The organism is Zymobacter sp. IVIA_12111.31 C1 (assembly GCF_047495495.1).
GTDB lineage: Bacteria > Pseudomonadota > Gammaproteobacteria > Pseudomonadales > Halomonadaceae > Zymobacter.
Genome location: NZ_CP179930.1, coordinates 1,278,728 through 1,292,217, shown reverse-complemented (window position 1 = coordinate 1,292,217; position 13,490 = coordinate 1,278,728). Strand labels below are relative to the sequence as shown.

The window sequence follows — 13,490 nt, the reverse complement described above, 5'->3', positions numbered from 1 at the left end:
GATTCCCCTCTCGCATAGTAGATTCAGTATTCGCGCACAGTGCAAGCAATTAACAGTCGATGCGTTGCTGAATGGGACCGAAGTATGTGGTGATATGGCGGCTCGGGTGGTGCGGCGTAGAGTTTGATTACAACTTGTGGAACAAGCTATGCCGCGATGACTGCAAATTGCTCGCGTTTCCCCTGTCTGATCTTGAAGATGACGCTTTGAAACCCATATCGACAATCATCGTCAAAATAAACAGTGAGTTAGCTACATAAAGCGCTTGCATGTTTTTCCGGTCTAAAGTAAGGCTTTTGCTATCTTGCCACATCTTCTAACAAAACAGCCCCAAAGCAATTAAAGTTGCTCCTACTCTCTTCCTAGTATAAATTGTGCAGTTTTCATTTTTAATGCTGCACAAGGATACATTTATGGAACGGGCCTCTTGGCGTTCAAAGCTCACCGCAGTAGTGCTTGGGATCATAATTCCTGTAATTTGGGTAATCACGCGTTTAGTAACGGACCATTATATATACCTACACTTATCCCAAATGGCAAATATCGTTTTTTGTCAGTACCTATCAGGATTGGCACTACTGATTATAATCATGCCTTTATATAATAAACTTTCTATAAAAATAAAAATAGGCGTGGTCTTTAGCAAAAAATCTTTTCTCCCGATAGCATCGGTTTTTCTTATATATTTAGCAGGTCATGTTTGCACGTTTCTGTTGAGCGGCCACCAAAATGAGTGGGCAAAATCAGTAGTGTATACCCCCTGGCCTTATGTTATCCCAATGTTTCTGACTATATTAGTGCTGGGACCTATAGAAGAAGAGCTTATTTTTAGGGGATATATGGCTAATGCATTCCCCTTAGAGAAAAAATGGGGCATGATAGCTTCCGCAATTGTTATTTCTACTATTTATTCATTAATGCATCGCCAGTATGAAAACTTCATCATATCTCTACAGTTAACCACCCTAGGCCTTATTTATATTTGGGCAAGAATACGTAGCGGCGGAGTAGGGTTGCCTATTTTTCTGCATTTCTTAGCAAATGCATTAGCCACAGTTTCAGGGCTGCTACTCCCGTGAGGCTCTAATCTGCCTCTTAACAAAAGCCTCGCTCTAATCGGCGGGGCTTTTTCGTATCTGGTTCATGCCGCGAAAAGCGCTTCAGCGCTGCAACCTCTGAGCCATCCTCTCGGCCTCCCCGCATAACAGTAGATTCAGCATCCGCGCGCCGGGCGGGTGAAGGCCACCTACAACCAACTCCAGAAAACGTCATGCCCTCAAATGACCCCGGTTTCTGGCGTGTCATTGCTGACGCGCTGGAGCATATTCGACTGACCCTATGGCAGGAAAACATCCGGCCACATGTTATGGCCACGATGCTTTCATTCGTCATTGCCGTTCTTCGAGCACTCGTAAGTGGTGGTAAGTTTCTGCACTCGTACTGGAAGCTTGTCTATGCGGAACGCTCACCCTCGCCGTTTTCCCGCTGCTCGATTACTTCGGCATGAACCTGTATCTCGCTGTGTCGATTGGTGCGGGCGTGTCATTCCTCGGTGTCGACTGGCTTCGCGGTACTCTCTCAGGAGAGTTAAGCGGGATAATTGAGCGTTGGAGCAAGCGGAATTAGCTTTTCATTTTTTAAATAAAAAGAATTTTTTATTCCTAGCTAAATCTATAGCTTTTAATGTCTCTTCTGCTGCACTATGCTGATAAAATATTACAGACGAATATGCATTATCTACATCATCCTGATCACTTGCATCACAAATTTTTTGTTCAAAATCTTCTTTTCTTTTTAAAAAGGCGAGATTAATTTTTTCGATATAATCATCAAGTATTTCGTTCATTTCCTTATCTAAATAAAATTTGAAAAAATATTTTTTAAATTATTTTAAGAATTATGCCATTTTATTTCTTTGAACGCATCATTAATACTAATATTATGATATGAGCCTTTTTCATCCCACCCCATAAATCTTTCTACCTGAGTCGCAATAAAGTCTATTCGGCATAATTTTTTATATATGGAGCAATTAAAAGACTAAACACTGCAACTATCAAGGAAACGATTCCTGAAATACCTGCTGCAATAATTTTATCCATATTTTTCTCTTTTTATCTTAGTTAAGCGTAGCAAAAAACACGCGGCACAGGGCTGCCTGTCACCCGCCCTCGTGCGCGTGTTTTTGTATCTGTGCAATGAGATGCATATGAACACCAAGACCAATAAGACAAAACAGATCCACACCAGTCACTGGACGGTGAAGAATGCGCGCGGCATTCGCGCCACCAACGGCAACACCTTTCCCGCCTTTGATCCGGACAAGCTGAAACAGCTCATGCCGGGCTATCAGGCATGGGACAACTGGCTTGTGCGTGATGAAGATGGCTTCGTCGCTGACGTGAATGGCTTCCGCGTACTGATCGCTTTGGTACGTCCGGTTGCCAATGGCTTCGACAATGGCGAGCGCATCGCGTACTTCTACAGGGCCGATGGCGAGCACTATGTGGCAGGCGGTTTCCTGTACGGCGACCACAAGCTGTACGACGACATTCGCGAGTGGTCCGGCTCTACGATCCTGCGTGCCGATGGCAAGCTGCAGACGTTCTACACCTTATCGACGGTGTGTGGCAGACCGGTCAGCGTCTTGCTACGGCAATTCAGGAAGTCACTGTCGAAGGCGATAAGCTGACGATCGAAGCGCCGACCTATCATGCCCTGATGGGCGGTGTATGCGAGCCTAACGGCTACTTCTACGAAACGCCTGCGCAAGCATCTGAGCGTGAAGCGAAGTGGCCGACCCGCCACCGTGTCGGCGTCGGTTCCGATCAGACCGAAAATAACTGCATGCGTGACCCGTTCCTCTATAAGGACAAGCGCACAGGTAAGCGTTATCTGGCATTCGAAGCGAATACGGGCGCAGGCTTCCACGCGCTGGGTCACATCCGTGCTGGGTACGTCAGCGCCAATGGGCTGCCGAAATCTGTATGTAAACGGTGAAGCTGTCGTGCTGGGCGCGCTGGCACGGGACCGCATCGGCCTGACACGGCACGCGTATCTCCCCTTTGAAGGCGAGCTGTTGTTTGTTGATACGCATGGTAGTGATGATGCGAATTACACAGGCTTTGGGAAGCGGTGGTTGCTGGCATACTTGTATAAGTAACCAGTAGTTAACCTAGGCTTTACAATGAGTTATAATATTCCCTTTCTTTCACTTCACAGTTCTAGAGGCAGGGATGAAGAAATTATTTGTAATAGCTTTCGCAGGAGTAATGTTATCTGCATGCTCTCATGGGCCGAAAAAAGATGAGCCTTGGGGCTTCAAAACGGGGATGACAATAGAAGATGTACGTTCGCGCGTACAACTAGTAAATGAAAGGCCTTCTATTTTTTCCAAGAATGAAACTATAGCTAAAGCAGATAAAATAGATGCAGATGTAGCTCAATCTAAAAACTCTTACTCATTTTCCTTTAAAGACGGAAAGTTAAGTGAAATATCGGCCGCTTATTCTGGAAAAGAAAATATAGAAAAAGTTGAAAATTATCTCAACCAAGTTGCCAACTGCCAGCGTGTTGATAAAGAAAATGAATATGGTGGTCGCACCTATTACTGTAGCTATTACGATCCCGAAAGAAGCAATCAACGACTAGCGTCCTTTGCAAAATTTAATAGTATTTTAGAAAATAATACTCCTATGTTGAGCATAACATACACATTTATGAAATAAATGTTATTTTCTATAAAATATAGCGAAGCGCTAATAATATATAGCATATGACCATATTATATATCTTGCTTATCCAAAGCCTGCCCAGTGCAGGCTTTTTTATTATCGGGAATTCCTATGCTCAAAAAACGTAAAATCGTCACTCGTATCAGCCTATCTACTGAGAGTGATGAGTTCGACGGCAGCAAGGAGCGCGATGTGGTCTTGGAGGGCTATCGTACAATGGCCGAGATTACCGATATCTCATGGTATTCCAGCGACACCCTCTCCATGCGTATCTATGGCATACAACCCGAGGTCATGAACAAACTGTCGACGCTGGGCATACGCACCGACATCGTCGCCAAGAACACCATTTGCGTTCTTGCCGGATACGAGACGAGTAGCGGTGAACCGGGCAGGCTGGATGAGATTTATTCAGGCTCGATACACACCGCCTACGCTGACTATTCGGCTCAGCCCAACGTTTCACTCTCGCTTGAGGCTACGGCCGGTTTCTTAGAAGGCCTGCAACGGGTGCCGCCAACGGCTCATCGAGGTGGCACCGCTGATTGAGGCCCTCGCCAACGAGATCGGCTGGGCATTCGTCAACGATGGCGTGACCACGGTATTGCGCGATGTCTGTGTGGAAGGCTCTGCTATTGAGCAGATTCATGACTTGGCTCGCGCGGCGGGCATTGCCTGCATCATGAACTCGAACACGGTGACCATCTCGCCCTATAACGGCATCACGTCCTCTACCCCCATTGAGGTATCGCCCGAAACAGGACTGATTGGCTATCCCGCTTTTGCCTCAGGTGGCATTGCCGCTAACACCCTCTTCAACCCAGCCATCAAGGCAGGCGGCAAGGTCAATCTCTCGACGTTCGTACCGCAAGCCAACGGTGAGTTCAACGTCCACACCGTGCAGCACCGCATCTCATGCGATGCTCCAGATGGAGAGTGGTCGACGCACTTTTATGCCAACAAAGAAGGCCTACACCTGAACGGACGCCATGACTAACACTGCTCCCTACGGCCGCCCTGAAGCGGCACGTGCCTCAATGAAGGCCGACTTCGATTTCATCATCGACCGCATCATCGGCAAGCACCGTACCGTAACACTGGTGCAGGTGGTCGCGGTGAGAGATGAGAATGGCAGCGGCGATCCTGATGCTGGCTGCGTCGACCTCAAGCCGCTGGTGATGGCGAAAGACCCACACGGCAAGCTCTACTCCCACGGCACGCTCTATAACGTGCCTTTTTTTCGCCTGCAGGGTGGCAGTAACGCGATCGTTATTGATCCGCATGTGGGCGACATCGGCATTGCTGTGATCGCTGATCGCGACATCTCTAACGTGAAGAGCACCAAGGCCGAAGCGCCCCCGGGATCGGATCGCCGTTACTCGCTCGACCAAGCGCTCTATATCGGCGGGCTGCTCAACGGCGAACCGCAGCAATACATCAAGTTCACGTCAAAGGGCATCGAGATTCACTCGCCTACGGCCGTAACGATCAATGCCCCTAGCCTGACCTTCAACGGTGATGAGATGGTGATCAATGCGACCAAATCGGTCACAACGCAGACCCAGACCATAACCACGCACGCCCAGATGATCACCACCACCGCCCAGACCATAACCGTCAATGCCCAGCAGGCGTTCAATGTCGTCAGCCCGCAGTCCGCCTACACCGGCAAGGTGGTCATCAACGGCATCGACTTCTCGGAAGGAACTACGAGAGCTTGAAGTGACAGCCACCGATATTGAGTGGCCTGCCAAGCCAGAATGACCGCCCCGCTCTGTCGGGGCTTTTTTGTACCAAGGCGCTTTCGAGTTTTGGCTCGGAAGCGTCCTGTCAGATGCAAACACAGTGTGACCAGATTGTGACCACAATATGCTCAATATGCGCTAAATACTCGATTTTTAATTAGCATGCTATTGAAGTACGGCATGCATTCTGTATCCATTCTCCCCTTCATTTCACCGCAATGTCTTGATGACAGGCATCTGTTTCCCCACCACATCTTCAAGACATAACCCATTGATATAAAAGTCTTTAAAGGCATGAAACAGCACTTCAGCACGAGGTGGCAAACCTTGCTTGCGGTACTGTTCTGCCTGTGCGCTAACCTTCTGAGTAAAGGCGTCGCGATCCACTTCGACATCGCCCTCAAGGTTGTCGACACTGACGTGGAATACGCGGTCGCATGCCTCTGCCAGCAAGCACTCGACGGCCTGCGGTTTAACCTCGACCTGCTCGAACGCCTGCTGCTGGTCGGCATTGCGCCCATCAGGTATATACCAGTACCCATAATCTTCGCGCTGGCGGCGTTCGTATCCTGCAATGCACCAGTGGCTGATTTCATGAAGCGCGCTGGAAAAGTACCCTCGCGCAAAGATGATGCGATGAGTAGCGCAGTCAGCATCAGCTGGCCGATACAGCGGCTCGTCCGCTCCCCGCACCAATTCCGTGCGCATGGTGGGCATGAACAGCGCATTGAACAGTCCAATCAAGGTAGAAGGGTTGTCTGCGTCGGGTCGGTCGGTGGACATTGAAACCGTCATGGCTACCTATTCACTTATCCATGGAAGAAGAGATGCGGCAGTATACCGTGTCTACATCAAGCCTACGCAATCCCGTCAAATTGACGCAGTACAATGCACTGCGATCGCTCAAGATCACGTATCATGTAGATTCATTCTCAGACCGTTTTCATTACACAGGAGCGTCCATGTCATCTTCTCACGAGCTCTCGCGCCGATCGCTGATCTGGTCGCTGACGCGATTGGCGTTACCGATCTGGGGAGCCGAAATAGCACAGATGGCGATCAGTCTGATCAGCATCAGCATGATCGGGCACTACAGCACACTGGATCAGGCTGCGGTATCGGTGGGGGTGGCACTGTGGGTGCCGATGTTCCTGCTGATCGCAGGGAGCTTTTCTGGTCTCACCTCGGTCATTGCTCACCATTTTGGCGCACGTCAGCCGGACAAGACACGCCATGACATGTGGCAGATGATCTGGATCACGCTGGCGTTGGGGGGCGGCGTAACCCTGCTGCTGTGGTGGGCTACACCGGGACTGATGGCCCTGTTCGATGCGCCACCCGCACTGGCAGAGGCTGGCGAGCGCTATATCTATGCGCTGTTGATCGGATTGCCGGCACTTATGGGGTACCTGCTGTTGCTGGCCTACAGCAACGGATTGAACCATACGCGCCCGAACCTGATCTTCAACGTCATGGCTATCATCATTGACGTGCCGCTCACCTACCTGATGATCCACGGGGGTACGGTGCTTGATGCCCTACCGTTCGCAGTGCCACAGTGGGCACGCAACATTCCTGCGCACGGCGCGCAGGGCTGTGGGATTGCGTCAGCCATCACGTATTGGCTGATCATGTTCGCCATGCTGCTGTATACGATGCGTCACCGCATCTATCGTGAAGTGCGCCTCTGGCAGCGCCCTATCGCTCCTCACTGGGCGAGAATCAGCGAACTGCTGCGCACCTGTCTGCCATTGGGCGTTTCCGTGCTGGCAGAAGCGACGCTGTTCACGATGGTGGCACTGCTCTGCGCACCGCTTGGTGCTCAGGTTGTGGCCGCCCACGAGATCACCACTCAGCTGATTGCATTGATGTTTATGACACCGATGTCGTTCGGGATAGCGGTCATGATCAAGGTCAGCACCTACCGTGGACTGCAACAGCCGCAGCTTGCTCGCCGTACGGCACTACTGGGTATTGCCATGGCCGTTGGCATCGCCGTCATCAATGACCTGTTCCTACTGATCTTCGGCCGCCAGCTGCTGGGAATATTTACCACCGATATCGAAGTGCTGACCCTAGCACTTCATCTCATGTTGCTGGGGATGTTGTTCCAGCTGTCGGATGCACTGCAGGCCACCATGAGCGCTATCCTACGCGGCTACAAGGATAACCGTATCGTGATGTACATCACGGTGCTGTCCTACTGGGCAGTAGGCATGGTGATTGGGGTGGCGCTAGCCAAGCATGGCATCAGTGCACCGTGGGGGGTCTACGGCTACTGGGTAGGCATGACTGTCGGTCTAACCGTTGCAGCAGTATTGCTGGGTCTTCGCCTGCGCCACACTATCCGCAAGGACATGCAGCGCTATCATGCCCAGGCAGGCGCTCAGACAAGCGACGCCTGAGTCACCAGAGAGCTCAGCCTATAACGACAGAAGCCCGGCACGTCATGTGCCGGGCTTCATTGTTTCTGCCTCGACGGCCTTATCTATACCGTGATCACGTTACAACGTGAGCGCGGTAAGCACCATGCGACGCTAATCCGTCTGCTTCAAGGCGATGAGGTAGTAGAATTCATCGCCCTCTTCACGCTCTTCCAGTAGCGTATGTCCCAGAAAGCGGCAGAAGTTGGGTACGTCACGCTGAGTGGCCGGGTCGGTTGCACGAACCGCCAAAACCTGACCTTGAGCCATATCCCGCACCTGATTATGCATCATCATGACAGGCTCGGGGCAATAAAGCCCACGGGTGTCCAAAACGGCATCTGGCGTGGGCAAGCCATCGCTCATGGCATCTCTCCCTTGATATGCACCGCGCATCACTTGTTGCGTGCGCGATCTAACACAGCAGTTAATCCATCAGTTCGACGAAAACGGTCACTTCTTCACGGTCGTGGTACAAGTGGCGGCAGCGCATCACATGCGTTATGCCCGCTTCGTGCAAGCGTTCTTCCAGACCGTCAAGACACATCGACACTTCTTCCCAGCGGCGATTCATGGGTAGCTTGAGGTTGAACACAGAGAAGCGGCACCAACGCGACAATAGCCAGCGCTCAATCATACGGATAACGCGTTCGGGGCGATCGACGATATCGCACACCAGCCATTGCAGCGGCACTGGCGGTGTCCACACAAAACCGTCTTCGCGCAGGTGCTCGACCTGCCCGGTCTTCATTAGTGCAGGTGACATGGGACCATTGTCGATGGCATAGACATGCATCCCCTTCTGTACCAGCTGATAGGTCCAGCCCCCAGGCGCCGCCCCAAGGTCTGCGGCCATAGCACCATCATACAGCGCGTCCTCCCAGCGATCACGCGGCAGGAACTCGTGCCAAGCCTCTTCCAGCTTGAGCGTGGAACGGCTAGGCGCTTCGTGCGGGAAGCGCAGATGACGAATGCCATTGGGGAATTCACTGCGATTGCCGGGAAAACTCATGGCCACCTGAACGGCATTACCGGCGGTCCAGAATAGGTGCAACTGGCGCTTGCCCGCCCGTCGTTTGAGTGCGCCCCGCTTGCGCAGCACGCTTTCCAGCGGACGCTGTAGTGCTTTCCCCAGCCCAGACAACGCCTTGCCTTCATTGGTGTCGGGTTGCTCAGAGCAGATCGACTCGAAGCTCCAGCCACTGGCCAGTACCTGTTCAACGATCGGTCCGATGCGATCATCCGGTGCCAGAGCGGTCAATGGTGGCAATGCCACCAGCGTCTGACGGGCAAAAATCAGATGGTTCAACCGCAACGCCTGATGCAGCACATTGGCAGGCTCGCCCGCAGGCAGGCTTGCACACACATAGCCGCTGAAGGGATCCATCTGCCACTCAAGGTGGTCGACAGCGTCACTGCCCTTTGCCTCTAGCTTTGCACACAGCTCGGCAACCAGGTCATGTTCGAACCCCGGGCGGCAGTACAGCAGCCACGCATTGGGCACCAAAGAAGAGGACTCAGACATAGGAACCACGACACTCCTGAAGCAGATACGCTGCCGAACCGACAGAATCAAAACGATAAAGCGCCCAGTGTACCGCATTCTGCCCGCATCGCTCAGCCCTGCGTCCTCTGGATGAGACAACGCTTGGGTTCAACAGCGTCCAGATACGACAACGTCCAGATGCGACAACGCTCCCGCACCGAAGTACGAGAGCGTTCATGATACCGCATGCCTGAGCGTTACTTGCGCGGCTGGGCCATTGCCTGTACGCGCTTCAGCAGCTGAGGATCCTGCTGGATCGCCTGACCAATACGATTAAACTCTTCCACCTGAAGACCGGAGCTTTCAACCGCTTTGATCATCTTGCTGTTGGCTTCACGCAGGATGCTTTCATGCTGCTGAGCATCATCACCCGCTTTCTGCAACTGCGGTGTATAGGTCTGCGTGATCTCGGAGATCTTGACCGCTGCAGAAGAGAAGTCCTGCAGTTGCTGGTCAGTGAAGTTCGCGGCCACAGCACCGCTCTGCTGGCTAGCGGCTTGGGGGGCAGGTGCCGCCATGACACTCGGTGCGGCTGCCAGAATACCCGAAGAGAGCAGTGCCGCTGACAGAATAGCGGTCGTCCGTTTCATCAAATCCTCCAGAATATCGGATCGTGTGGGATACAGTGTGTCTGACGGTAGCCACACAGGATAGTTCCCAGGCGGTAGTGTGATTGCCGGAGCAACAACGGGATCTTCGGTCTATTATCGCTATTTATCACCATGAATTCAGCAGGTTGTTCCTGTGCGTCTACGGCCATGATTTTTTGCCTACCCGTAAAAAAAGAATGTGCTTTTTATGGCATGCAGGGTTTTCCCGCTGCGGGTGACTGGCTACACTGGGCTGCCCTCCTGCCGACGTTTCGTCGCCGGGCAGGAGATATCGCCACCCACAGCGATTCGAACCGCCGCACCGGTGATTCGGGCATGCATGTCCACGCAGAAAAACCATTCTCCAGCAGAAAGAGTGCCTGCCGATGACTCCTCATCTCCTCTCCGTCGATGACCTTAACTTGGATGCTCTGGACGAGCTGTTCTCGATTGCCGAACGGCTGGAACCCGTCGCGCGCCGTCAGAAGGTCACTCGCATACTGGAAGGGGCCGTACTGGGTAACCTATTCTTCGAAGCCAGTACGCGTACACGTATCAGTTTTAACACCGCCTTCTGTCGCTTGGGTGGCACAGTATGCGATACCACTGGCTTCACCTTCTCCTCAATGGCCAAGGGGGAATCGCTGGCCGATACCAGCCGCGTGATTGCAGGCTACGTGGATGCCATCGTGATGCGCCACCCCGATCGTGGCTCGGTGGCGGAGTTCGCAAGCGCGATCAACGTGCCGGTCATCAACGGCGGTGATGGCCCGGGCGAACACCCAAGCCAAGCACTGCTCGACCTTTATACGATCCGCAAGGAGTTCGCGCGCATCGGCAAGACAGTCGCTGGTGCGCATATTCTGATGACGGGCGACCTGAAATACGGGCGCACCGTGCACTCACTGGCTAAGCTGCTGTCGCTGCACGCCCCGATGCACTTCACGCTCGTGGCTCCACCATCGCTCGAAATGCCGATCAGCCTGATCGAGATGTTGATGGCCCGCGGACACCGCGTCGACATTCTCGACAGCCTTGATGACGTAACGACCGCCATTGATGTGGTATATGCCACCCGCATACAGAAAGAACGCTTTACTGAAGAAATGCACGATGTATTCTCCGGCCGCCCTGAGGCCTACCATGTCAATCGTGCCTTCATGGATCGCCGCGCTACGCCGCAAACCATCATCATGCACCCGCTGCCGCGCGACAGCCGCCCTGGCGCTCACGACCTTTCCACCGACCTAGATACCGACCCTCGTCTGGCCATCTTCCGCCAGACCGACAACGGTATTCCCGTGCGCATGGCCATCTTCGCTAAACTGCTGGAAGTCGATCATCTGATCGAAGGCAGTCTGCGTGATGTCACTTGGAAAGTGCCCTCACGCCTGGGTGTCAACGACCGCGTCTAAAAGCGATCACGACCGACGATGCGCCAACACGGGCGCATCGTTTTCTGCTTTATATGGACAGCATGATAGGAGTAGACCGTGGCCTCCCCTTGCTATGCTCACCTGAAGCGCTGTCTGAAGGCCGAAGTGCTGAGAAAGCGCCTCACATTCTCATGGTGGGCGATTGCCGGACGACTGCTTTGCGAAAAGGAAAAGCGCTTCTATTTTCTCTGGCGGCTCGCCGAATACCTCCACACGTCCCCTTCCCCCGCGCGGCACTGGCTGGCGCAGAGGATCACCCACCGCCTCTACTATGCCTATGGCTGCGATATCGAACTGGGAACCCGTATCGGTCCCGGACTACGCATCCGCCACTTCAGCGGCATCGTCATCAACAAACACACCCATATCGGCGCAAACTGCACCCTCCGCCAGAACACCACCATCGGCGCAGCCTCACCCGATATCAGCCGTATCACGCTGGGCGATAACGTATCGGTAGGCGCAAACGTCTGCATCGTCGGAGACAATCTCCAGATAGGCAATAACGTCACCATCGGTGCGGCGGCCTTCATTAATAAGAACATTCCCGACAACAGCGTCTGCTACTCAAAACATGCGCTAGTAATTCGTGAAAAAGAACCGGGTGAGCGAACCCTGTAGACCACGCCTAGAACACGTTTCAGCTGACAAGGCAGTCATGTCACCACTCAAGCGCCAAGAGGACTGGACATGTCTTGGTGAACCGTCATCCGTGATGTAAAGGCGACAAACTACGGGTGTTGAGGACTAAACGCGGTCATTCAGTCTGCCACGTCAAGCCGAAGCAATGGTCATACGAACCTAGCCTCTTGCGGCAAAGCGTAATCGCGGCCTAGCAGGCAGCGTGGAAAACCATGATGCCATCGGTAGTACAAGGCAGCGCCACCAAGCGCACGCCATGCTTGGGCTACATAGTAAGACCGAGTGTGCTGCAATTGCTGCTGATACCTTCACATATCGAGCAGGAATCTGGACTGGCATACCCAACTTCTGCCGCTTTCTGAGGCATACGCTGTTGGAAGAGCGTGAAGAGGACGATGAATTCCACTACCTCATCGCGCCGAAGCAGACGGGCTCGCCGAAACCGCACAAGGCGCAAGCAGGTGCTGCATCATGCCATCTACGAGAATTTAAAGTTCACCTTTGGCTACCGTGAAGGCAACGACTGCGGCAACCGTACATGGGCTAGCCATTCACACTGGGCATCTTCGATCATGAGCGCTGCGTTACAGCACGCTGTGTCACTTCCTCATCCATCAAACGCTGTCGACTGAATCTCAACCTGAGCATTACCCTCTGCCGTGTTGCACGGCTCGCCCAATGATGAGAACAAGGAAAAAACACGCCACTGCCCCATTGAACACTGCTGACAAAAACTGACAGTGTTCAGGAATACTCTATTTTTCTTGGCAACAGATATCGCGGCCAAGGGCGAAGCCTACATGATGCGAGGAGATTCCATGCACTACGACAGCAAAGCCCATCGAACCTACCGCCCCACACCGTACTCTGGCATCACCTACGCTCCGCTGTGGCACAACGATCAAGGTGGTGGTCATACCTTGCTCAGACTCGAAACAGGCGCAAGCTTGCCGCCGCATCGGCACCCTGGCTGGGAACAGATCCACGTCATTGAAGGCCGCCTGCAGGTCAACGACCACATCTTGGAACCCGGCGATCACCTAATCCTTGCCGCAAGTGAGGCGCATCGTGTCACCGCACTAGCCGCCAGCATTTACCTCGCCCTGTCCGAACGCGCCGGAGCAGAAATGCTCGACGGCACGACCATAGACACAGAGAAAGCATAGCCGCATTGGCACAAATCATCGCAGAGCGGAGTATTTAGTAAGTCGCAGGGTACCCTTAAGAAACTGCTTCATAACCTGAGCGATTACTTTTGCCCTTTCTAAACTAGACGGTTCCTAGCGCAATTTTATGGTTTGACGTCTTTTTAATGACATGGGCATTGGCGTTATAAAACATGCTCTAAGTTCGCCTGTTTACGCCTAGCGTTGT

At 52.8% G+C, this 13,490-nt stretch carries 18 protein-coding genes; 13 read left to right on the top strand and 5 right to left on the bottom strand.

Annotated features, from left to right (window positions below; translation table 11 throughout):
- Positions 1 to 413: 413 nt before the first annotated feature.
- From ACMHYW_RS05775 to ACMHYW_RS05765, 3 genes are all read left to right on the top strand, one after another.
- Positions 414 to 1,079 (top strand): lysostaphin resistance A-like protein, encoded by a 666-nt coding sequence (locus ACMHYW_RS05775; protein WP_414501275.1) that lies wholly within the window; start codon positions 414 to 416, stop codon positions 1,077 to 1,079.
- 191 nt (positions 1,080 to 1,270) lie between these two features.
- Positions 1,271 to 1,507 (top strand): hypothetical protein, encoded by a 237-nt coding sequence (locus ACMHYW_RS05770; protein ID WP_414501274.1) that lies wholly within the window; start codon positions 1,271 to 1,273, stop codon positions 1,505 to 1,507.
- Entirely contained in the window at positions 1,441 to 1,626 is a 186-nt protein-coding gene (locus ACMHYW_RS05765) for a phage holin family protein (RefSeq protein WP_414501478.1), read from the top strand. The genes ACMHYW_RS05770 and ACMHYW_RS05765 overlap by 67 nt, the downstream gene beginning before the upstream one ends.
- A gap of 4 nt (positions 1,627 to 1,630) precedes the next feature.
- Here ACMHYW_RS05765 and ACMHYW_RS05760 read toward each other — a convergent pair whose 3' ends face one another.
- Positions 1,631 to 1,846: a hypothetical protein gene (locus tag ACMHYW_RS05760; protein ID WP_414501273.1), complete on the bottom strand. Its 216-nt coding sequence runs from the start codon at positions 1,844 to 1,846 to the stop codon at positions 1,631 to 1,633.
- A gap of 363 nt (positions 1,847 to 2,209) precedes the next feature.
- Between ACMHYW_RS05760 and ACMHYW_RS05755 the strand changes: the two genes are divergently transcribed.
- The 6 genes from ACMHYW_RS05755 to ACMHYW_RS05730 all read left to right on the top strand — a co-directional run bounded on the left by ACMHYW_RS05755 (position 2,210) and on the right by ACMHYW_RS05730 (position 5,455).
- A complete protein-coding gene (locus tag ACMHYW_RS05755) occupies positions 2,210 to 2,692 on the top strand; it encodes a glycoside hydrolase family 68 protein (protein ID WP_414501272.1) in 483 nt (160 codons plus the stop codon).
- A complete protein-coding gene (locus ACMHYW_RS05750) occupies positions 2,626 to 3,000 on the top strand; it encodes a glycoside hydrolase family 68 protein (RefSeq protein WP_414501271.1) in 375 nt (124 codons plus the stop codon). The genes ACMHYW_RS05755 and ACMHYW_RS05750 overlap by 67 nt, the downstream gene beginning before the upstream one ends.
- Positions 3,001 to 3,236: 236 nt before the next feature.
- Positions 3,237 to 3,728: a hypothetical protein gene (locus tag ACMHYW_RS05745; RefSeq protein ID WP_414501270.1), complete on the top strand. Its 492-nt coding sequence runs from the start codon at positions 3,237 to 3,239 to the stop codon at positions 3,726 to 3,728.
- A gap of 117 nt (positions 3,729 to 3,845) precedes the next feature.
- Positions 3,846 to 4,283: a hypothetical protein gene (locus tag ACMHYW_RS05740; protein WP_414501269.1), complete on the top strand. Its 438-nt coding sequence runs from the start codon at positions 3,846 to 3,848 to the stop codon at positions 4,281 to 4,283.
- Entirely contained in the window at positions 4,267 to 4,731 is a 465-nt protein-coding gene (locus tag ACMHYW_RS05735; RefSeq protein WP_414501268.1) for a baseplate hub protein, read from the top strand. The genes ACMHYW_RS05740 and ACMHYW_RS05735 overlap by 17 nt, the downstream gene beginning before the upstream one ends.
- Positions 4,724 to 5,455 carry a hypothetical protein gene (locus tag ACMHYW_RS05730; RefSeq protein WP_414501267.1) on the top strand — a complete coding sequence of 244 codons (732 nt, stop codon included), beginning with the start codon at positions 4,724 to 4,726 and terminating at the stop codon, positions 5,453 to 5,455. Before ACMHYW_RS05735 ends, ACMHYW_RS05730 begins: the two co-directional genes overlap by 8 nt.
- Before the next feature lie 234 nt (positions 5,456 to 5,689).
- Here ACMHYW_RS05730 and ACMHYW_RS05725 read toward each other — a convergent pair whose 3' ends face one another.
- Positions 5,690 to 6,262, bottom strand: a complete 573-nt coding sequence (locus ACMHYW_RS05725) for an elongation factor P hydroxylase (protein WP_414501266.1) — start codon at positions 6,260 to 6,262, stop codon at positions 5,690 to 5,692.
- A gap of 179 nt (positions 6,263 to 6,441) precedes the next feature.
- On the opposite strand from ACMHYW_RS05725, the gene ACMHYW_RS05720 reads away from it, so the two are divergent.
- The gene (locus tag ACMHYW_RS05720; RefSeq protein WP_414501265.1) at positions 6,442 to 7,884 is read left to right on the top strand and encodes an MATE family efflux transporter; all 1,443 of its coding nucleotides are present in this window, start codon (positions 6,442 to 6,444) and stop codon (positions 7,882 to 7,884) included.
- A 132-nt stretch (positions 7,885 to 8,016) separates the two neighbouring features.
- On the opposite strand, the gene tusA is transcribed toward ACMHYW_RS05720, so the two are convergent.
- The 3 genes from tusA to ACMHYW_RS05705 all read right to left on the bottom strand — a co-directional run bounded on the left by tusA (position 8,017) and on the right by ACMHYW_RS05705 (position 10,038).
- Positions 8,017 to 8,268 (bottom strand): sulfurtransferase TusA, encoded by a 252-nt coding sequence (gene tusA / locus ACMHYW_RS05715; RefSeq protein ID WP_027704814.1) that lies wholly within the window; start codon positions 8,266 to 8,268, stop codon positions 8,017 to 8,019.
- 61 nt (positions 8,269 to 8,329) lie between these two features.
- On the bottom strand, positions 8,330 to 9,427 hold the full coding sequence (rlmM, locus tag ACMHYW_RS05710; protein ID WP_414501264.1) for a 23S rRNA (cytidine(2498)-2'-O)-methyltransferase RlmM: 1,098 nt from the start codon (positions 9,425 to 9,427) through the stop codon (positions 8,330 to 8,332).
- A gap of 218 nt (positions 9,428 to 9,645) precedes the next feature.
- On the bottom strand, positions 9,646 to 10,038 hold the full coding sequence (locus tag ACMHYW_RS05705; protein ID WP_027704816.1) for a DUF4168 domain-containing protein: 393 nt from the start codon (positions 10,036 to 10,038) through the stop codon (positions 9,646 to 9,648).
- Between the two features lie 386 nt (positions 10,039 to 10,424).
- Between ACMHYW_RS05705 and pyrB the strand changes: the two genes are divergently transcribed.
- The 3 genes from pyrB (at position 10,425) to ACMHYW_RS05690 (ending at position 13,282) form a co-directional block, all read left to right on the top strand.
- On the top strand, positions 10,425 to 11,453 hold the full coding sequence (pyrB, locus tag ACMHYW_RS05700) for an aspartate carbamoyltransferase (protein WP_414501263.1): 1,029 nt from the start codon (positions 10,425 to 10,427) through the stop codon (positions 11,451 to 11,453).
- A 78-nt stretch (positions 11,454 to 11,531) separates the two neighbouring features.
- Positions 11,532 to 12,095 (top strand): serine acetyltransferase, encoded by a 564-nt coding sequence (locus ACMHYW_RS05695; RefSeq protein WP_414501262.1) that lies wholly within the window; start codon positions 11,532 to 11,534, stop codon positions 12,093 to 12,095.
- Positions 12,096 to 12,880: 785 nt separating this feature from the next.
- Positions 12,881 to 13,282, top strand: a complete 402-nt coding sequence (locus ACMHYW_RS05690) for a cupin domain-containing protein (RefSeq protein ID WP_414501261.1) — start codon at positions 12,881 to 12,883, stop codon at positions 13,280 to 13,282.
- The last annotated feature ends 208 nt before the right edge of the window (positions 13,283 to 13,490 follow it).

What these genes read in the sequence shown, in the direction of transcription:
- ACMHYW_RS05730 (WP_414501267.1), top strand. Translation starts at nt 4,724, where the DNA reads ATGACTAACACTGCTCCCTACGGCCGCCCTGAAGCGGCACGTGCCTCA.
- ACMHYW_RS05775 (WP_414501275.1), top strand. Translation starts at nt 414, where the DNA reads ATGGAACGGGCCTCTTGGCGTTCAAAGCTCACCGCAGTAGTGCTTGGG.
- ACMHYW_RS05745 (WP_414501270.1), top strand. Translation starts at nt 3,237, where the DNA reads ATGAAGAAATTATTTGTAATAGCTTTCGCAGGAGTAATGTTATCTGCA.
- ACMHYW_RS05740 (WP_414501269.1), top strand. Translation starts at nt 3,846, where the DNA reads ATGCTCAAAAAACGTAAAATCGTCACTCGTATCAGCCTATCTACTGAG.
- ACMHYW_RS05755 (WP_414501272.1), top strand. Translation starts at nt 2,210, where the DNA reads ATGAACACCAAGACCAATAAGACAAAACAGATCCACACCAGTCACTGG.
- ACMHYW_RS05720 (WP_414501265.1), top strand. Translation starts at nt 6,442, where the DNA reads ATGTCATCTTCTCACGAGCTCTCGCGCCGATCGCTGATCTGGTCGCTG.
- tusA (WP_027704814.1), bottom strand. Translation starts at nt 8,268, where the DNA reads ATGAGCGATGGCTTGCCCACGCCAGATGCCGTTTTGGACACCCGTGGG.
- ACMHYW_RS05725 (WP_414501266.1), bottom strand. Translation starts at nt 6,262, where the DNA reads ATGTCCACCGACCGACCCGACGCAGACAACCCTTCTACCTTGATTGGA.
- ACMHYW_RS05770 (WP_414501274.1), top strand. Translation starts at nt 1,271, where the DNA reads ATGCCCTCAAATGACCCCGGTTTCTGGCGTGTCATTGCTGACGCGCTG.
- ACMHYW_RS05760 (WP_414501273.1), bottom strand. Translation starts at nt 1,846, where the DNA reads ATGAACGAAATACTTGATGATTATATCGAAAAAATTAATCTCGCCTTT.
- pyrB (WP_414501263.1), top strand. Translation starts at nt 10,425, where the DNA reads ATGACTCCTCATCTCCTCTCCGTCGATGACCTTAACTTGGATGCTCTG.
- ACMHYW_RS05705 (WP_027704816.1), bottom strand. Translation starts at nt 10,038, where the DNA reads ATGAAACGGACGACCGCTATTCTGTCAGCGGCACTGCTCTCTTCGGGT.
- rlmM (WP_414501264.1), bottom strand. Translation starts at nt 9,427, where the DNA reads ATGTCTGAGTCCTCTTCTTTGGTGCCCAATGCGTGGCTGCTGTACTGC.